Below are 19195 nucleotides of genomic sequence, written 5' to 3' on the forward strand. Positions count from 1 at the left end.
CTAAAGGGACAGGACGACAATCCTATCAGATTTGGAATTCTACCAGTCAAAGCAGAAAAACAAACCACCGCAGAAAAAATCCTGCGGTGGTTTTCATTATATGTAATCGACTAAGATTATTTCGCTTTGACTGCGGCAGCTTCTTTTTTAGGAGCAGCAGCTTCCCATCCGTCTTCAGGCATTAAAGTAGCAATCACTCTGTTTTTCGTAAGATATTTCTTGGCAACATCCTGCAGATCTTTTACAGTTAGCGCTTTTACTTTTTCCTGATAGTTCAGGATCTCATACTTATCGCTTCCGTCCAATTGGTTTTTAGATAAAGCATTCATCCAGTAATTATTGTCTTTGATGTCCGTTTTATAATCGTTCATCTCTCCTTCTTTATACTTATCTAGATCTTTTTGTTCAGGGCCTTTGTCGATAAGCTTCTGAAGTTCAGTGATAGCACTTTTCGTTAATTTATCAGCATTTTCAGGTCCGCAAGGGAAACTTAGGCTGAATGAATAGCTTCCGTAAGGAACTTTCCCCATGTAGCCTCTTGCACCACCACCGTAGATTCCACTTTCGTCTTCTCTCAGTTTTTCAATAACTTTGATGGTAGCCACCTCACCTAAAGCTGAAAGAGCCAACGCTTCTTTTTCATTATAAGGGGTCTCTCCGGAGTAAACAATCTGCACCATACTCTTAGGATCTTTTCCTTTTTTGTACACTCTCGTGTGGTCTCCTGTAATTCCTCTGTATCCGGTATCTCTGAAATTCGTTGATTTTCCTGTTGTCGGTAAGCTTGCGATATACTGTAAAACTTCATTTTTAAATTTAGCTTCATCAATATTTCCTACAAAATAGAAATGGAAGTTTCCGGCGTTTGCAAATTTCTCTTTGTAAACATCATAAGCCTTTTTATAATCAGTAGCTGCCCAATCTTTTTCCAATGGAAGAATACCGATAAATCTTGGGTTTTTCTGATTCGTAAATTTAGCGTGCTCACTAGAGAAATAGGTCTGCGGATTAGACAATAAGTTATCCAGCATAGCAGACTGCTTAATTTTGTAAGCATTAAATGCTTCAGGGCTGTAATTTAAGCTTGTAAAATAAGCATACATTAATTCCATTGCCGTGCTCAGATCTTTTTGGTTTGTTCTACCAAAAACCCCTTCTAAAGTGCTGCTGATGTAAGGGTTTACCATCACCTGCTTTCCGGCCAAATAATTTGTAAGATCAGCTTTTGAAGCCCCTGCAACTCCAGCTTCCGTTAGAGCCTGATAGGCAAACTGTGTTTTGTTGTAATCAGCATCATTCAATAATGAATTTCCACCCAAACTTCTTGCTGAGAAAACAATTTCGTCATCTTTAAAGTCGGTCTTTTTGAATGTAACTTTTGCGCCGTTGCTTAAAGTCCATGTTGTAGTTCCTAATTTTGCATCGGTTTCAGTTTTAGTAATTTTACCATCAGATTTGAATGGTTTTACTAAATTTTTAATCGTTGCTTTTTCTTCGTAAGGTTTAAGATCAGCCAATTTTACATCATCGAAAGTTTTTAAAACCAAAGCTTCAGTAGGCATGGTGACATTGTCTTTTTTAGGACCCGTAATCACAATTACCCTACTGTCTTCTTTCACCATTTTTTTGATTACCTCGTTGGTCTGGGCTAAAGTTACGGTTGGTAAGAAAGACTTTGTATCTTCATATTCCCAAGCAATTCCCGGCATCGGTTCCTGCTCCAGAAAGTTTCTTACATACTCATCTACCAACATGTCGCTTTCTGTTTTGTCGCGGTTGTTGTAAGATCTTTCCATATTAGACATGATCTGAGATTTTGCCCTGTCTAATTCACTCTGCGTAAAGCCAAATCTCTTTGCTCTCTCCGTTTCTTCCAGAAGAACCTTCAATGCGCTCAGCTGGTTTCCTTCTTTTACCATCGCAAATCCCTGGAAAGCTTCCTTCGTTCTTGCGTAGGTTCCGCCATGATACACAGAACCGAATGTAAACGGAGGATTATTGGAATTTACCAACTCTCTCAATCTGTTGTTCAACATTGTTGTAGCAAGGTTTTCAACTAAACTCTGGTTGTATTGCTCAACAGTAACGTCCGGTGCATATGCTTCTTTATCTTTCATGATAAACTGAACCATAGAATTGGTTGCATCCGGATCAGTTTCAATAGCAACTAAAGTTTCATTGTGGTTTGGCAGGTCAAAAACTTTTCTTTCTCTTGGCTTAGAAGGGTTTTTGTATTTTCCGAAATTGGTTTTGATTTTTTTCTCAACCTCATCTACATTAATGTCTCCTACAACAACAATCGCCATCAAATCCGGTCTGTACCAATCTTTGTGGAACTGTCTGATTACATCAGGTTTAAAATTCTCTAAAACTTCTTTAGTTCCGATCGGTAATCTGTTTGCGTACTGAGATTTATAAAGCATTTTAGGAAGGTATTTATCAGACATTCTTTTGTCTGCTCCTAATCCTAATCTTAGCTCTTCCAATACAACTCCTCTTTCTTTGTTGATCTGCTCATCAGTAAGCGTTGCGTTGAACGCCCAGTCTTCCATTACTTTTAATCCGGAGTCAAGATTTTCCGGTTTGTCTAAAGGAACAGGAAGCATATAAACGGTTTCGTCAAAACTTGTGTAAGCATTAAGGTGTTGCCCAAATTTTACACCAATCGACTGTAAGAAATCTACAAGCTTATTATCCGGAAAGTTTTTGGTTCCGTTGAAGTTCATGTGCTCCATAAAATGGGCAAGACCTCTCTGGTTTTCATCTTCAAGGATAGAGCCTGCATTGATGGCCAGTCTGAAATCTACTTTTTTCTCTGGCAATGTATTTTTCTTGATGTAGTATTTCATTCCGTTTGGAAGAGTACCTGTTCTTACAGACGGATCCATCGGGATATTCTGTGCAAATGCCATTGACGACATCAAAACAACTGCCGCAACTGACGATAGAATTTTTTTCATATAATTTGATTATTTAACTCTTTTATCGGGGATAAAATTAAATATTTATCACAACGCCAAGAAATTTAATCACTATTATTTTAGTTAAACTTGCGTTAAAGTTTTAAAAATAAAAAAACCGGTTTAAAACCGGTTTAATTGTATATTTATTAATGATTACTGGAAATCTGCATCGGTTACCCCGGAATTAACGACTACTTTTGTAGTTTTGATAACCACTTTTTGTCCGCCGCCTTCAGCTTCGATCTGCTCAGGAAATTTGATGCCGTCAACGGTAATATAACTTTTTATGACAGCTCCGCTCATTGCATTTCCAGTTTTGTAAAGCAAGCCTGTAGAACTGTCAAAATATAATTTCACACCTTCAGAAACCAGAACATTATAGCTTTTACCCTCTAAAGTTTCAACGGCTGAAGTAAATTTAGAAGCATCTAATCCAAGCGCATCGATGGTTTTTCCTTTCTTCAGCTCGGTAATTCTGTCCGGAGTAAAATCAACTTTTGTCCCGGTCTGGTTAGAATGACCTTTCTCTCCGTTAAAAACACTTACAATTTCCTGTCCCATGATATTCTGTACAGATTTGAACTTGTTCCCCATCTTCTTGGTGACAGATTTTATTTCCATTCCCTGGGTAGAAATTACATCCTCACTTACAGACGATTTTACAGATTCCAGTTTTGCTTTTCCTCCAAGAGCTTCCAGATATTTATCGATGATCTGTTGTGGAGAAAGCTGTACTTTTACATTCGATTCAGAAGCCGTTGCGGTTGGTACGGTTGCATTGACGGAGGTACTTAGCAAAACAGCACAGAAAATTGGAATGATGATCTTTTTCATATTAAATATTTATTTGTTTAAAGTTTTGTGAAACCGTGTCTGCTTTTAAAAGCATTTCAGTTTCGTTGTTAAATTAAAGTGATAAAGATAATCATATTGAATGACATGAGTCGTTCCGCACATAAAAACCTTCGGCATTCCGAAGGTTTTCAATTTTTTTAACCCAATATTTTACAAGAACTATTCTTTTACAAACTTTGCAGAAGTAGAATTACCTTCTTTGTCAATCATCTGCAGAAAATAAACTCCTTTCGACAATGAGGATGTCCCCAGCTTCGGAACATTAGCCTTATTCTTTTGTGATAATATTTTCTGGCCTGCAGCGTTAAATACATTGATCTCTGTAATTTCTTTGTCCCCCTTTACATACAGGTAGTCTTTTACAGGATTCGGGTAGACAGAGAAGCCTTCATCAATCGTCACAGACTTTACGCCCAGACCTTCCAGACTTTGCACAGAATTGATTCTGATGAAAGGAAAATTAAACTTGGTAATCCCATTATCCTGCTGCCAACATGCTGAGAAATAGGTCGTATTCACCATAGTATTTGTATCTATTGTTCTTACAGGAATATCAACAGGATTATTATGCCCTGTATGACGTATTTCTATAACCAAATTTCCGCCCGTATAAAGATAAGGTGTATCGAATACAAGCGTATAAGCGTAAGGATTACTGCTGTTCCCGGCAGGAACTGAGCCTGCAGGAATCATAAGGCTTCCCGATTTTACCATCGTCTGAGTCCCGACAATATTAGCTGCAAAGTTCATTTGCATATTGGGAGGGGTCACTCCTTTGCTGAGGTAAATCTCATAGCTGCCGAATGTCGTATCAGTGAGTGGCCATGCATTGGTATAAGACCCCTGGAGACTGAAGGAGATCGAGGTAATGTATTTGTTGGTAAATAAAGAGATCGGTGCGTGAGCGATAAGGATCTGAAATTGTCTTGGAGCGTTTGAATATGGTCCCGGAAAGGCTGCGTCTTCATTAGTGACACCCGGCAAAATGCTAAAACTTCCTTGCGCTTTAAAGTTTGAAGGCAACATGAGTGCGAATAGCAATATAATAAGCCACAGTCTTCTGCTTCTCATTCCTTTAGGGATAACTGATGCATGTAAGAAATAACCAATAGAAAATAGAATTTTTTTCATAATAACCATTTTTGTGATTTTAAATATACGATTTCTTAATGATATCAAAATTAAGGTTTTACATTGTACATCGTCTTGGGTATTACAAAATTTTGTATGATGAAGCGGTTGACGCAGATAATTTATTTAGCATAATTTGCTTGATATTGAATAATATTATTCGCTGTATTTTATATGTTCTAAATCTGATGTGAGATCAAAACAAACCCCTCTCAATTTCTTGAAAGGGGTTTAAATATTTATATGAAAAATAAATTATTTCTTCAGTTCTTCTAAAAACTCGTCGTGAGAGATTTCAGTTTCCTTTTTAGTCGCTTTCTCAAGGATGACATCTTTCAACTTAGCCATTGCCACTTCAGAAGAAATTTGTCTTACCTGCTCCTGGTCTTTCAACATTTCAACTGCATATTTCTGAACTTCTTCGTCTCCTAAGTGGTGGATCCCGTAGATTGCCAATTGATTTTTTACCAATTGCTCAGCCTGTGCCAAAACGTCAGCATAATCTAACTGAATTTCGTTCTCGCTCATCAATTTACCTTCGATGATCTGATATTTCAACTGGTTTTTCTCAGCTTCAAGAATTTCTTTTGCCTGATCTTCAGACTGGATGTTCTGGTTTGAGAACATTAACCATTTTACTAAGAATGCTTCAGGAAGTTTTACTTCTTCTTTTTCAGAAACCTGCTCCAACACTTTGTTTACAAAGTGTACGTCTGCATTCTGCTGGAAGTACTCATCCAATTCAGATTTTACTTTTTCTTTCAATTCTTCTTCAGATTTGATGTTTCCTTCGCCATAAACTTTATCGAAAAGTTCCTGGTTTAGTTCAGCAAGATTCAAAGAATAGAAATCTTTTACTTTCACCTCAACTTCAGCGTGGTGTAAATGCTCAACTTCTTCTTTAGAGAACCCTAATTCTTTAGCCAAATCTTCGTCAGAAGCAAGAGTTTCTTTAGAAACTTTTACAGATTCATCCATTTTTAAAGATTTTACCAATTTGAAAGCCGCTTTGTTTTCAGCAGTAATCGTAGTATTCTTTGGATGGTGGTGGTGCTCTCCTTCTGCATCTTCAACTACCTGAGTAATTTCTAAAGCTACATAAGAATCTTTAGTGATCTTGTCTTGCGGAACTTGCTCAGCAAAACGTTTCTGCATATTTTCAATGCTCTTGTTGATTTCTTTTTCAGAAGCAGCTACTTTGTAGTGTGCAGCTTCATATTTAGAAAGATCGATAGAGAATTCAGGCTCGAAACCTACTTCGAAAGCTACTTCCAATTTCTCTGCGTTATGATTAAAATCATTTACAGGCTGTGGAACCGGCTGACCAACCAATCTCAATTTGTTTTCGTTGATATAGTTGTTTAAAGCATCAGAAACCTGCTTGTTGATTTCTTCAAATGCAATACCTGCTTCATACTGCTTTCTTACCATACTCAAAGGCACTTTTCCTTTTCTGAAACCAGGAACCTGTGCGTTTTTCGCATAGTTAATCAATTGCTTCTCTACTTTATCTTTGTAGTCAGATTTTTCTAATGTCACTGTAAGCAATGCACTTACATCATCATGATTTTGAGCTGTAACGTTCATTATCGATTAAAATTTTAGGTTGCAAAAATATGAATTTTTTATTAAAACAAGCCATTCGTTTTGTTATAATACGTTAAAATAAAAAAGACATTATCGAAATAATGCCTTTTTGTAATATTAAAAATTTGTCCGGATCAGATTTTAGTGTGCATCAACCGTAATATCAACATCTGTTTCACCACCTGTAGTTTGCCCAAGCTGATTAGTTGCAGAAGGATAATTCTGATTCACTGTTGCAGGGCCATGAATTAATTTAATATTCATTTTCCCTGTTGATTGTGTCGAATTAATTGTCCATTCGGTTCTCAATCCTAATTTCTGACCGTCTGTTCTTACAATATCATTTGAAGCTCTCAAGACAACAATATCTGCATTTGCAGGATTAAATGTAATGAAATGATGATCTTTTTCTTCTTCAATCTCGTCTGAAGAATGGTAATGATCATCATGTTTGATCTGGAAATCTAATTCAGCCAAATACGTATCACCTGCATGTAAATGTAAATGACCATCCGCGACACCTGAAATAACATTGACAGTCTGAATATCAGTTACATCAGCCTTATTTGTAAGTTTTAGAACTACTTTACCGATTTCGTCATGCTCGTGCACATCCTCAGGAATAGCATCATCGTCATTTCTACATGAAAAGACCAAAAGTGCAGCGAATAAAACTAATGTTAGGTTGAATATTTTTTTCATTTTAATTTTAAATTTTAAGTATTAATAATTAGAAATTGTATTTAAGAGTCACGACGAAATTCCTTCCGGGTTCGTACATATAATATCTGAGCCTGTTCAGATATTCGCGATACTCTACATTAAAAATGTTATTGATTCTGAAATTTAAATTCAGATTTTTGATTAAATCTGCTCCCACAGAAGCATTGAATAAGGTAAACGCAGAAGGCGTAGAACTGAAATCAACGATTTCATTTATTTCCTCTCCGTCTTTAATAAAAGTTACCGGTAAATTTCTTATCGGAAAACGGCTTTGCTTAAATGTACTCTCGTTTTCCAAGGTAACATAGAAATTTTTAGGCTTGTTTAGATTAAGCTCAACCGAATTTCTCAGTTTTGCAGGCATCATTAGAATCAGCGGTTCATTATTCGAGAGATCGTCACCTCTCAGAATACTGAATCCTGATTTCCATTTTAAGTTATTTAAAATGGATAGTTCTGCATCTGCATCCAAACCATAAATTCTTGCTTTAATCTGCTGATACGCCCAAACCGGAAAGACCCCTCTGTTTGTATTCAAAACACTTGTCGGAATCTGATTGACAAAATTATCCGACATCATCAAATAAGGATTAGCTTCAATATGAAGACCTTTCAAGACGTCAAACTGACCTGCCAATGAAAGATTAACATTATAAACTGTTTCTTTTTTGATATTTAAATTTCCCTCTTCCATTACCGCTGCAGAATGATGGAGTCCGTCTGAAAATAATTCAGCAGCGTTCGGGCTTCTGTCTACTCTGGATAAGTTCAGTTTAAATTCAAAACTCTGAGTCGGTTTATAATCTAATCCCACATTTGCAGAGAAATTATGATAATCAAGAATAGGTCTCGTTAAAATTCTGCTTCCTGATTCGCTTACAAAGAATTCCGGAAACTGATCTGCGTAATTATCATTCCATTTATCAGAATCATAATATTTATACGCATCATATCTGCTGAAATCATATCTTGCCGCAGCTTCAGCATTTAATTTTGAGCTAAACTTATATTTAAAAACAGAGAAAGCTCCACCATCATATCGGTAATAATCCGGAATCAAACGTCTTGCTTTCGTAGCCGGATCGGGAAAATTATCCTGAAAAGCAGCAGAAATTCCGCTTTCTAAGCTCCAATTACTACGCTCAATTAAATGAACCAGACTTGCAGAATGGGTGATCAATCTCAAATCCATTGAAGGAAGATTGCTCAACTCTCCTCTTCTGATGTCGAATTCTTTTCTACGGTTCAGCTGAAAACTGTATTGAAAAGTCAGCTTTCCGAAATCTTCAAAACGTCTGTACGCAGAAAGCTTTGCGATATGATGCTCAACTTGCTGTTTCGGATTATCGATATCATAAGTAAAATTATCAAGATAAAAAGGTTGTCCGAAATTTACGGCATTGTAAAAATCTTCAGGACTCGATAAATGTGCGCCTCTGTAAATCCCAAATTCCTGATTAATTCCGCTATACGAAACATCAAAGCCTTGTAAAAAACTGTGTTTTCCGAAAGAGAAATTAAAAGAATTAAATTCCTGACCCGTATTCTGCAATGTATGATGCGGAACGTACTGATCTCCCGTTTTTCTGTAACTTCCTCCCGTTTTTACAAACCATTGGCTTTCCCAGCTTTTGGCAACGTTTACAGCAATTTCACCTCCCCTTCCATTAGAAATCCCTGAAAGTTTCACACTTCCCATGATCGTATCTTTCTTTGGTGAAATGGCCGGTTCCAAAACGACAACTCCGCCTACTCCTTCATTTCCATATTTTAATGCGGATGCACCTTTGATAACATCAATGTGTTCAAAATCGTTCACATCAACATTCGGAGCGTGCTCAACTCCCCATTCCTGCTCTGCCATTTTCACTCCATTATTCAGAATAGAAATACGGCTTCCGTACAAACCACGAATCACAGGTTTTGAAATATTATTTCCTGTTTTCAAAGCGGTTACTCCTGAAATTCTTGTCAGTAAATTCCCTAGATTTTCCGTGGAATTTCGCTCGATTTCAGTTTTATCGAGTGTTCTCATAATCACAGAACCTTTTGTTTTGTGACTTCCGTGAATGGTAACGGTTTCGATATCGCCAATGTGATGCTCTAAAGTAATGGCTAAATGCAAATCTCTGTCGACTCCCACATTTTCAGTATAATCATCGCACAGAGGATGCTTTGCAATGAGCTGATATTTTCCTGCAGGAATATTATTAAATAAAAACTTACCTTTTTTATCTGTTTTTGCAGTATAATCTCCGATTTTCACCACTGCATTTTCAAGCATGGTTTTATCGTGAAAATCCTGAACAGTTCCTTCAACGGTATAAGTCTTCTGTGCGTTTGTCAATGCAAATCCGAAAAGGATAAGCAGTACACTATATATCAATTTCATTGTAAATAGATAGATTGCGTATGTTTCAGATTATTCATTATCACTAAATGAACAACATGAACATACTTTCGTTAAAATTTTGAATTGGATTTTTTAATTAAATTTTAAATCTTTACGCTCAATTTTGAACCATTAAGATTTATTTAAGCAGTTTAGAATAATTAAGTTGAGCTTTGCTTTTAAGATATAGCTTAAACTATATGTTCTTAATAAAACTTTACTCCTAAATTAACCTTAATAGTTAAAAAACAGAGCCAGTTTAATTAAAATACATCATGCATTTAAAATTATTCAAACTTTGAAAAATTTAAAGCAAAAAAATCCGAAAAGAATCTATAGATTATGAAATTGCGGGTGGACCGCGAAGTTGAAAAGAAAATTTAGTTTGTGACCAGATTTTTTCCTGTACAGTAATAATCTGCTCTACCTCATGAGTATGTTTGATCAAAGTGAAACTAAATTCCTCAGGTAAAAGTGTGTTTCCTGTAGCTAAGAAATGACAGGCTAAACAGTCGCCGGCTTTTTCTTTCGCTTCAGATTTTGAAATGTTATTCTCCGATTTTTTGAAGTGAAAACCTACAAAAACATCTGCAGAATCATGACTGTGAAAGCTTGAAGAAAACAATGCAAAAAAGTAAATCCCAAACATCAGTTTTGAGATAAAGCTTTTTAATTGTCGGCTTTCCTTGAAAATCATGACGCAAAATTATAAAAAATTATTGAAAAGGATTTCAATAAAGATTAAAATTTGAACAACAATACATTATTTATAGAGAAAATATTATTTTAAATTGATAAAAATTGATATTTTAAAGTTTCGCTCCTACGGAGCTCAAATTTCATCGTTGTCAATTATGCTACAAAGGTTTTGCACCTACGGAGCAATTTTTCAACTTATTTTTTAACAGGTCGCTCCTACGGAGCTCTCTAAACATTTTAATTGTACATTCTATTAACAGATTGCTCCTACGGAGCAAAGATTCATCACGAGATTTTCTGATTGAGAAAACTTCTTTTAGGTACATCACATATCTCACAAAAAAAGATGAACCAAAGTCCATCTTTCTAATATTTTAAATTCAGAAATTAATCTAATTGTGTTCCCAAATGTTCCCATTCCTGCAAAGCAAGATCGAGGTCTTCTTTGGTTTTGTTGTATTTTTCTAAAGTTTCTTCAGAAGGATTTTCTTTGGTGAAAGTAGCTTCAAATTCTTCAATTTTTAATTCAAGCTCAGAAATTTTTTCTTCTACTTTCTTTAATTTATTTTGAATACTTTTTTGTTCTTTACTGACGATGGTTGTTGGTTGCAGGTTGCTGTTTGTTGGTTTTTCTTCAACTTTTTTAGCCTTCACCTCAACCTTAGCTTCCTCGCCGTGGAGTTTTGCTTTTTCAGCAGAAATTTCTCTGATAGATTCTTTCTGTCTGAATTCAAGGTATTCGTTGATATCGCCTAAGAATTCTTTCATTTTACCGTCACGGAATTCGTAGATCTTATCACAAAGTCCCTGTAAGAATTCTCTGTCGTGCGAAATGACAATTAACGTACCTTCAAACTTCTGGAGCGCCAATTTAATAATTTCCTTAGACTGAATATCAAGGTGATTGGTAGGCTCATCCATAATCAACGTATTGAACGGACGTAACAACAGTTTACAAAGCGCCAGTCTATTTCTCTCTCCTCCGGAAAGCACTTTTGTTTTTTTATTCACCGCCTCACCCTGAAAAAGGAAAGATCCTAATAAATCTCTTACTCTTGGTCTTGTCTCTTCGGTTGCAGCATCTTCCGCTTCTTCCTGAACGGTTTTATTTGGAGTTAAAACTTCCTCCTGATTTTGTGCGAAATAACCAATGTTTACATTATGCCCTAAGTTCCAGCTTCCTGAATAATCTTTAATATCTCCGGCAAGAATTTTTGCTAAAGTTGTTTTTCCTTGTCCATTTTGTCCAAGAAGTGCAATTCGGTCACCTCTCTGAACGATGAAATCAACACCATCGAAAATCTGTTTTTCACCATAAGATTTCCCAAGATTTTCAGCTTCGAAAATAACCTTCCCGGGAACTTGTGACTGTACGAAACGGATATTGAATTTAGAAACATCTTCATTATCAACTTCAATACGCTCGATTTTATCTAATTTTTTGATCAAAGACTGCGCAAAAGAAGCTTTCGTTGCACTTGCACGGAATTTATTGATATTGTCTTCCATTTGCTTGATTTCCGCATCCTGATTCTTTTTAGCCTGAATCAGTTTTTCACGGCGATCTTCACGCATAATCAGGTATTTGGAATAATTGGCTTTATAATCATCAACTTTTTTGTTGTTGATATCAAAAGTACGGTTACAAACCGCTGTCATAAACTGCTTGTCGTGGCTGACCAAAACAATTGCTCCGGGATAATCTTTCAGGAAGTTTTCAAGCCAGATAATAGATTCCATATCTAAGTGGTTGGTAGGCTCATCGAGAAGCATAATGTCATTCTTCTGAAGAAGAAGCTTTGCCAATTCGATTCTCATCCTCCAGCCTCCGGAAAATTCGTCGGTAATTTTCTTAAAATCATCCGCTTTAAAACCGAGACCAAAAAGCACTTTCTCCATGTCACCTTCCAGATTATAGGCGTCATGATGCATCAGAAGATCATTAAGCTCGGTCATTTTATTGATCAGATCTGTATAAGAATCACTTTCATAATCCGTTCTTACGGTCATTTGATGATTGACTTCTTCCAGTTCGTTTTTCCAAGCATTAATCTGCTCAAAAGCCTGCATGGTTTCATCCCAAACGGTTCTTCCTTTTACAAAATCAAGATCCTGTTTCAGGAAACCGATGGTAATATTTCCTTCGGGAACTACATTTCCTTCGTAGAAGTTGATTTCTCCGGAAAGCATTTTTAAAAGTGTAGATTTCCCCGCTCCGTTTTTACCAACCAAGCCAATCTTATCATCTTTTTTGATGGTAAAATTTACGTTTTGAAACAAATAATTGCCCGAATGATGCAATCCTAAACCCTGAACCGAAAGCATTTGAAATGAATATTAAAAGTGAATATTGAATATGAATCTTTTTCGGGTGCAAAAATACGGAAAAGAAATGAATGATAGTAAAATAAAAAGAGCCGCCCAAAACGACAGCTCACTGCTAAATTTAAAAAAAACGTTTTCCTAGAATATAATTTCTGAATTCAGCAGAATTTCAATTCATCAGTTTTTCATGGAGACCATCAAAGAACAATACAAAAATAAGAGTAAATATTTGATTATGGGTGCGTATTTATTACCAAATAAGAATTGCGTATTTCTACGGAGTACACTTTAAGCAGGAGTATAAATATTATTGACAATGGCGTAAATTACAATTCCTACTGTATTTTTAGCGCCTATTTTCTCAATCGCACGCTGCCTGTGGCTTTCGACCGTTCGAGGGCTGATGAAAAGTTTTTCCGCAATTTCATGATTGGTGAATTCCTGGCAGATTAATTTTACCACTTCGCGCTCTCTTTCCGAAAGATCATCATTCATATCAAAGAGTGATTTCTTTTTCGAAGAATTGTTCATATAAGAAAGCAGCATTTCGTGATCTTCATTAGTGAAAAATATTCCGTTTTTGTAGACTTTAGCAATGGCCTCTATAAATGTTTTTTTACTTGAATTTTTTGGCAGAAATGCAGAAACCCCCAACTTCACCATATATCCCAAAACGGATGTCTTATAATGTGATGAAAGAATAATAACTTTAAGATCGGGATATCTGTTTTTCAATATTTCTACAAGCGCAAAACCGTTCATAGGCTCCATCTGAACATCCACAAGGGCAATATCCGGAAAATTTTCTTTGTCGATATTTTCAAGGTTTTCGAGAAAAACATTACCGTCATTTGCCATCATTGTTACTGAAAAGTTTTTTTCTTTTGACAACAGCATTTTCACTCCTTCAAGGATTAATTGCTCATCATCTACCAAAGCAATTTTTATCTGTTCGCTCATTGTTTGTTGATTTTAAAAATTAGTCGGCTTCCTTTATTTATCACACTTTTCCATTTAAATTCCGCACCCATCGATTTGATTCTGGATTCTATATTTTTGATACCCATTCCTTTTTTAACTTTTTCATACTCAAAACCCCGTCCGTTATCCGCAATAACAATCCCCGTAAAATGATCAAATTCTTTAATTAGGATATCGATCCTGTTTGCACCGGAATGTTTAATCACATTAGTTGTAAATTCCTGAATAATTCTATAAATCTGAACTTCCACAAATAAATCTTTTTTAAGATATTGAGAAGAAAGATATAATGAAATACTGATTTTTGCCGATAAATTAGTGATTAGCTCTTCAATATATAAAATTAGACCTAATTTTTCAAGATTGACGGGATAAAGCGAGTGTGAAATGCTTCTTGTATTATCAATCAATTGAGAAATCTGATTTGAAATTACTTCAGAAGCAGATGCATCTTCAATATCAAGATTATTCAGCCATAACGAAAGAATATTAAGTCTATTACCTATATCATCATGAACTGCAATTGCAATCCGTTTTCGTTCTTCTTCCTGCGCTTTTGTATTTTCTAAAACCAGTGCTTTCTGATGTTGGATTTCTATTAGATTCTGTAATTCTTTTTCTTTGATAATACGGTCTACAAAAGTTTTGTAAGCCAACAAAATAAAACATACGATAATCGCAAGCATTACAATTATCAGAATAAGCAGGTTGATATTTAAGGTTACTTCTTTAATTTAAAAAAAGTATAAACAATTGAACAATAAAGAAAAGTTGAGAAAACATTATTAACACCCATTATTAAATAAACACTTTCTGTAGACAAATTAACAAATTGTGCAAAAACAACAAAAACCATCACAGAAACCGAATAATAGAAAAAAATGCTTGCATCAACCAACATAAAACGATCTGTATTTTTTGCGCTTTTAATTTGCTGTATAAGAAAAATTGCAACAAGACCTATTATAATGATATTGGAAAATATTTTTGCCAAATCATAATTAAAGCTAACCTTTAAGCCATAAATTACAAATAAAAATCCTAATGAAGCAAGTGCTGACAGAAGTATAAAATTTTTATTCAGATTCAGCTTTCTTATAAAAATACCTGTTAAAAGAAAAAACTCGCCTGCAATAAAATAATGATATAAAAATGAAGTATCTGTAGATTCTAATATATAAGGCAATGCGAAACTGAGAAATTCAATAATAAAAAGAAAAACAATATAATAAGCATATTGTTTTTCTTTTTTACTCAGAATGGCAAATTTCCAAAATATAAGAAAAACTATGATTAAAAGTAATCCGTAATTTAAAAACAAAAATGTTTTGTAAAATTCTACCATTCTCAAAAATTAACCTCCAAAGTCCAGATCAGGTATTTTACAGATCGGCGGACATGGTTTTGCATAGTCGTAGGTATTAGATATCGTCTCTACACTTCCTCCCAAATTCTTTACAAAAGAAATAAAAATCAATGCAGGAAGCTGCTTCTGGTAAATTTCAGAATATTTCAATCCGAAAGAACAAACAAAACTCACTTCCAGTTCATATTTAGAGATTTTATCAAAAGGAACATAGAATTTATTGAAAATACTTTTTCCGCCGTTTTGCTTGTATTCAGCATAAAACCAGTCCTGCCCGTTTTCCTGCCAAGATTCAATACAGTCAATCGCTATATCCTGCTCCATGATTGGCTTGCCTGCCAAAGGAAAAAATGTATCAGAATCATTGTCAATTTTACGCATTTCTTTCGACAATACTGCATTTTTCACCACGGTGTAAGTTTGAATTTCCGTCAGTTTCAAATCTTCGTTTAAAGGTTCAAAAACAGAAAAAGGGACCTCGCCCACTTCCATCTTGTTACCTTTTTCATCAAGCGGACAAAGCATTACTGTTAATTTTCCTTCCATTACACCTACTTCAGCACAGAATTCTTTATTTGCATTGTTTTTTCTAAGCCAGTCTACCTGCTCTGGTGTAAAATTGAAAATATAGTTTTCAGGAAAAAGTTCGCTCAATCTTCTGGGATCAGTCTTTGCATAGATCCATCCTTGTACCGCTGTAGTGTACTGCTCCCTGTTTAAGTTTTGCATTATAAAAGTTTTTTTAAGTTTACGCTATAAATTTATTGAATCCCCTCAAGCTGGGCAAACATACGGTGAATAAATAAAAATAATTTAATAATTTCTCACCGTCACATGAAAACAACTCTGCTGCTTTTCTTTAATATAATAAATACGTCCTGCATCGTAATAATATTTAAGAACCTTCTCTAAAGCTAGTTCCAGTTTGGGATTTGGTCTGTGAATCCCATTGAATCTTACATAAGAAATATCAAAAGAATTTCCGTAATTATGGGAACTGATTCCCAGGCTTGCATTAGAATTAACTTTTCTTAATTTACACTGATCTTCAAGAGTACGGGTAATGGAAGTAACTGTAAAGTAAGCACCACCCGTATTTTTACTGAACCGGGAGCCAATTCTTTCTAAATTCAGGTACGCTTTTGAGACAAGCCATGCTCTGCTATAATCAAGTTTCTGCACTTTGTACCCTTTTCCTTTTTTGTTAACCGAATGAAATTTCCCACTATTAATATATTTCTGTACGGTACCTGTAGTTTTCAGGATTTTCACATTAAAACTTTTTGAAGCATCAAGATGAGGCTTGTAGAGCGGTGTTGGCTCAACTTTTAAAACCTCTGTAAGATCATAGCAAGACGAAGATTTTGCAGACTTCTGACCGTGAAAAGAGTGAGAGAAAATAACCGGAATTATCAACAGAAACTTTTTCATTAAAGAGACTTTAAAAATTTATAAACTAAAAATAATCATTTATGTTATAAAATTCAACTATAATATGTGTTTATACTAAATTTATTATCAATAAATCAAGGTACCATATTATTAAATTCACAAATAATAACCCCACAAGAATTAAATATATTTAAAAATTATCACCTTAATTTAAGATATTAATTTTAAATTTGAGATACATTTTAAAATAAACATTATGATAAAAAAACTTTTTGCTGAATTTTTCGGCACATTCTGGCTTGTTTTCGGCGGCTGTGGCAGTGCAATATTTGCTTCACAAATCGCTCCCTCTTCCAATGGGCAGCTTGGGATTCTTTTAATCGGAGTTGCGCTGGCTTTTGGTCTTACTGTTCTTACTATGGCCTATGCAGTCGGGCATATTTCAGGTGGACATTTTAATCCAGCTGTTTCTTTCGGTTTATTAGCCGGTGGAAGATTTTCAGCAAAGGAGCTTGTTCCGTATATCGTATCACAATGCGTAGGAGCTGTTGCAGCTGCAGGAGCTTTATACTATATTCTTTCAGGCTCCGGAACACCGGATTTTTCGGGACCGGGAGCTTTTGCCACCAACTTTTACGGTGATGCCGTTTATTTTGGAAAAGGATATTCTATGGGGGCAGCATTCTTAACAGAATTTTTATTAACTGCTTTCTTCCTGATCATCATCATGGGAGCCACTGACAAATTTGCCAACGGAAAATTCGCAGGAATTGCAATTGGTCTTGCTCTAACATTGATTCACTTGATTTCAATCCCGATTACCAATACGTCTGTAAATCCTGCAAGATCACTTTCTCAGGCTGTTTTCGTTGGTGGAAATGCCATTTCTCAACTTTGGCTATTCTGTGTAGCTCCGATTTTAGGTGGAATTGTAGGCGGTTTGATCTACAAATTTTTATTGCAGAATAATTCTGAAGCTGTTGCTGAATAAAATTCCTTTTTAGAATATATATGATAAAATCCCGTCTGTTGATGGGATTTTTATTTTGTTTTCTTAATGTCAAAAGGATTCTTAAAGATCAGCTCTTCATGTTTTCCTTTGATTTCCATTTTCCGCTGTAATAAGTTCAGCGCCATTTTTCTGATGAACAGATCTTTATCTGCTAATTTCCAGTAAGAATCTTCATGAATGGTTTTAGGTTTCCTGATTAAATAAAACTCAGTTTCCCAGGAATCTACATTATGATAAAACTCTATAATTCCGCAATGTTCGGGAATTACAGAATGTTCAATCATTCCCATTGGAAAAAGAAAACTGAAAGAATTACAAATATAATCACCACAGCAAATTTTGTCGTGTTTCAGAAATTTCTCTCCAGTAGAGGCATTGATATAAGACTTTTTAAAATCATTTTTAAAATCGCTTTTTGAAAGCTTGATTTCAATTTCATGACTGAAACCTTCCGCATTAATAATCAAAATATCAGCTTCCCAATCTGCCTGAAAGTGATTGGTCAACACAATTTCTTTCTCAAAATCACATTGAGAATGAATGTATGCATGAACAAGTTCTTCTATTTTTAACATGATTTTCTAAAACAAAATATATTTTTAACGCAAAGTCTGCTAAGATTTTTCTAAAATTGTTGTGAATATTTTCGTCCGCAAGGGCGTTTCACTCAGCAAGACAAAGAAATCCATATATAAACTAACTAACCAAAAGGCTACACCCACGAATATCAGAATGATCAATTCTTCCCAAAACCTGAAATTTATCACCAATTGTCTTCCCCAGATCCTGCGTTGCAATAAATGAACACGAATGAATATTTGCCAGATCAATGATGTTAATTGCTCCCGTTCTACCCTCTTTTTCGTAATTAAAAGGATCTTCAGCATTTCTTACCAAAATTCTCATCCAGTTCGGACACCGGTAAATATTTTCACCCAAAGAATACGCTTGAGAAAGTAATTCAGTCATCGAATATTCAGAATAAATTTTATCGGTTTTAAAGCCTTCCTGTAAGATTTTAAGCAGTTCATCTTTGGTCATCTCTTCTTTTCGGCCTTTCATTCCACCGGTTTCTATGACAGTTAAAGTGTCGGAGAGTTTGAGGGTTTGAGAGTTTGAGTTGCAGTAATCTAAGAAATCTAAAAGCGCAAAAGAAACTCCGAATAAAATCACCTTTTTGTCTTTTAGATCATTCAAAAGCTTGAACAGATCTTCGTGATTGTAGAGAAAATATCCGTTTTCAGGCTTATCTGATTTTTTCATTAAATAATCCACCATGTAGATAAGCGATGAATTCTGCTTTTCGAGATAACTTGGCAGCAGCCCTAAGAAAATAAAATCTTCAGGCTTTCCGATAAACTGTTCGAAACTTTTGTAAATACTTTCCTTATAAATATTTTCGTCTGCAATAAAATGTTTAGACAAATTCATCTGCGTAGTCCCGGAACTCTGAAAGTACAATTGTGTAGAAATATTTTTATTTAAAATCTGATGATTTTTAAACATTTCAATCGGCAAAAAGGGAATTTTTGCCAATTCATTTACATTTTGTGGATCAATATTCAGGTAATCCACAAACTTTCTGTAAATCTCAACATTTTCATATTGAAATCGAAAAGTTTCGAGACAGGCTCTCAAAAAATCTTCTTCGGTCTTTATGTTAAAAATATTTTTCAATTTATTCTCAGATTAAATTTCAAGCTTATTGATTCAAAATGAATCTTTTACAATTCCAGCTTACTAATATTACAAATAATTTACACAAAAAA

16 protein-coding genes are annotated in these 19195 nt (G+C 35.0%); 1 reads left to right on the plus strand and 15 read right to left on the minus strand.

What is annotated here, in order from left to right:
* Window positions 1-116: 116 nt before the first annotated feature.
* The 13 genes from ACR1PN_RS09045 to ACR1PN_RS09105 form a co-directional block, all read right to left on the minus strand.
* Complete coding sequence (locus ACR1PN_RS09045; protein ID WP_433979770.1) at window positions 117-2960, minus strand: M16 family metallopeptidase; 2844 nt, start codon at window positions 2958-2960, stop codon at window positions 117-119.
* 156 nt (window positions 2961-3116) lie between these two features.
* The gene (locus ACR1PN_RS09050) at window positions 3117-3797 is read right to left on the minus strand and encodes a hypothetical protein (RefSeq protein WP_378182179.1); all 681 of its coding nucleotides are present in this window, start codon (window positions 3795-3797) and stop codon (window positions 3117-3119) included.
* A gap of 180 nt (window positions 3798-3977) precedes the next feature.
* A complete protein-coding gene (locus tag ACR1PN_RS09055; protein WP_433979771.1) occupies window positions 3978-4949 on the minus strand; it encodes a T9SS type A sorting domain-containing protein in 972 nt (323 codons plus the stop codon).
* Window positions 4950-5204: 255 nt separating this feature from the next.
* Window positions 5205-6536 carry a trigger factor gene (locus tag ACR1PN_RS09060; RefSeq protein ID WP_433979772.1) on the minus strand — a complete coding sequence of 444 codons (1332 nt, stop codon included), beginning with the start codon at window positions 6534-6536 and terminating at the stop codon, window positions 5205-5207.
* A gap of 141 nt (window positions 6537-6677) precedes the next feature.
* Window positions 6678-7238: a hypothetical protein gene (locus ACR1PN_RS09065; protein ID WP_433979773.1), complete on the minus strand. Its 561-nt coding sequence runs from the start codon at window positions 7236-7238 to the stop codon at window positions 6678-6680.
* A gap of 28 nt (window positions 7239-7266) precedes the next feature.
* Window positions 7267-9651 carry a TonB-dependent receptor gene (locus ACR1PN_RS09070; RefSeq protein ID WP_433979774.1) on the minus strand — a complete coding sequence of 795 codons (2385 nt, stop codon included), beginning with the start codon at window positions 9649-9651 and terminating at the stop codon, window positions 7267-7269.
* 340 nt (window positions 9652-9991) lie between these two features.
* Window positions 9992-10348 carry a hypothetical protein gene (locus tag ACR1PN_RS09075; protein WP_433979775.1) on the minus strand — a complete coding sequence of 119 codons (357 nt, stop codon included), beginning with the start codon at window positions 10346-10348 and terminating at the stop codon, window positions 9992-9994.
* Window positions 10349-10737: 389 nt separating this feature from the next.
* Window positions 10738-12675 carry an ATP-binding cassette domain-containing protein gene (locus ACR1PN_RS09080; protein ID WP_433979776.1) on the minus strand — a complete coding sequence of 646 codons (1938 nt, stop codon included), beginning with the start codon at window positions 12673-12675 and terminating at the stop codon, window positions 10738-10740.
* 288 nt (window positions 12676-12963) lie between these two features.
* A complete protein-coding gene (locus tag ACR1PN_RS09085; RefSeq protein WP_433979777.1) occupies window positions 12964-13635 on the minus strand; it encodes a response regulator transcription factor in 672 nt (223 codons plus the stop codon).
* Window positions 13632-14342, minus strand: a complete 711-nt coding sequence (locus ACR1PN_RS09090; protein WP_433979778.1) for a sensor histidine kinase — start codon at window positions 14340-14342, stop codon at window positions 13632-13634. The genes ACR1PN_RS09085 and ACR1PN_RS09090 overlap by 4 nt, the downstream gene beginning before the upstream one ends.
* 35 nt (window positions 14343-14377) lie before the next feature.
* Window positions 14378-15001, minus strand: coding sequence for a hypothetical protein (locus tag ACR1PN_RS09095; RefSeq protein WP_433979779.1), 624 nt, complete (start codon window positions 14999-15001; stop codon window positions 14378-14380).
* A 9-nt stretch (window positions 15002-15010) separates the two neighbouring features.
* The gene (locus tag ACR1PN_RS09100; protein WP_433979780.1) at window positions 15011-15751 is read right to left on the minus strand and encodes a hypothetical protein; all 741 of its coding nucleotides are present in this window, start codon (window positions 15749-15751) and stop codon (window positions 15011-15013) included.
* A gap of 84 nt (window positions 15752-15835) precedes the next feature.
* The gene (locus ACR1PN_RS09105; RefSeq protein ID WP_378183379.1) at window positions 15836-16453 is read right to left on the minus strand and encodes a DUF5715 family protein; all 618 of its coding nucleotides are present in this window, start codon (window positions 16451-16453) and stop codon (window positions 15836-15838) included.
* 220 nt (window positions 16454-16673) lie between these two features.
* Between ACR1PN_RS09105 and aqpZ the strand changes: the two genes are divergently transcribed.
* Window positions 16674-17405, plus strand: coding sequence for an aquaporin Z (gene aqpZ, locus ACR1PN_RS09110; protein ID WP_433979869.1), 732 nt, complete (start codon window positions 16674-16676; stop codon window positions 17403-17405).
* A 50-nt stretch (window positions 17406-17455) separates the two neighbouring features.
* Here aqpZ and ACR1PN_RS09115 read toward each other — a convergent pair whose 3' ends face one another.
* Together ACR1PN_RS09115 and ACR1PN_RS09120 are read right to left on the minus strand one after the other, a co-directional pair.
* Entirely contained in the window at window positions 17456-18001 is a 546-nt protein-coding gene (locus ACR1PN_RS09115) for a hypothetical protein (RefSeq protein ID WP_433979781.1), read from the minus strand.
* Between the two features lie 121 nt (window positions 18002-18122).
* On the minus strand, window positions 18123-19103 hold the full coding sequence (locus ACR1PN_RS09120) for an acyl transferase (protein WP_433979782.1): 981 nt from the start codon (window positions 19101-19103) through the stop codon (window positions 18123-18125).
* Window positions 19104-19195: the final 92 nt, after the last annotated feature.

The sequence above is a fragment of the Chryseobacterium sp. RLHN22 genome (assembly GCF_051011795.1).
Lineage (GTDB): Bacteria > Bacteroidota > Bacteroidia > Flavobacteriales > Weeksellaceae > Chryseobacterium > Chryseobacterium zhengzhouense.

Coding starts and splice junctions, on each gene's coding strand:
- ACR1PN_RS09045 (WP_433979770.1), bottom strand. CDS start 2,960: ATGAAAAAAATTCTATCGTCAGTTGCGGCAGTTGTTTTGATGTCGTCA.
- ACR1PN_RS09050 (WP_378182179.1), bottom strand. CDS start 3,797: ATGAAAAAGATCATCATTCCAATTTTCTGTGCTGTTTTGCTAAGTACC.
- ACR1PN_RS09055 (WP_433979771.1), bottom strand. CDS start 4,949: ATGAAAAAAATTCTATTTTCTATTGGTTATTTCTTACATGCATCAGTT.
- ACR1PN_RS09060 (WP_433979772.1), bottom strand. CDS start 6,536: ATGAACGTTACAGCTCAAAATCATGATGATGTAAGTGCATTGCTTACA.
- ACR1PN_RS09065 (WP_433979773.1), bottom strand. CDS start 7,238: ATGAAAAAAATATTCAACCTAACATTAGTTTTATTCGCTGCACTTTTG.
- ACR1PN_RS09070 (WP_433979774.1), bottom strand. CDS start 9,651: ATGAAATTGATATATAGTGTACTGCTTATCCTTTTCGGATTTGCATTG.
- ACR1PN_RS09075 (WP_433979775.1), bottom strand. CDS start 10,348: ATGATTTTCAAGGAAAGCCGACAATTAAAAAGCTTTATCTCAAAACTG.
- ACR1PN_RS09080 (WP_433979776.1), bottom strand. CDS start 12,675: ATGCTTTCGGTTCAGGGTTTAGGATTGCATCATTCGGGCAATTATTTG.
- ACR1PN_RS09085 (WP_433979777.1), bottom strand. CDS start 13,635: ATGAGCGAACAGATAAAAATTGCTTTGGTAGATGATGAGCAATTAATC.
- ACR1PN_RS09090 (WP_433979778.1), bottom strand. CDS start 14,342: ATGCTTGCGATTATCGTATGTTTTATTTTGTTGGCTTACAAAACTTTT.
- ACR1PN_RS09095 (WP_433979779.1), bottom strand. CDS start 15,001: ATGGTAGAATTTTACAAAACATTTTTGTTTTTAAATTACGGATTACTT.
- ACR1PN_RS09100 (WP_433979780.1), bottom strand. CDS start 15,751: ATGCAAAACTTAAACAGGGAGCAGTACACTACAGCGGTACAAGGATGG.
- ACR1PN_RS09105 (WP_378183379.1), bottom strand. CDS start 16,453: ATGAAAAAGTTTCTGTTGATAATTCCGGTTATTTTCTCTCACTCTTTT.
- ACR1PN_RS09115 (WP_433979781.1), bottom strand. CDS start 18,001: ATGTTAAAAATAGAAGAACTTGTTCATGCATACATTCATTCTCAATGT.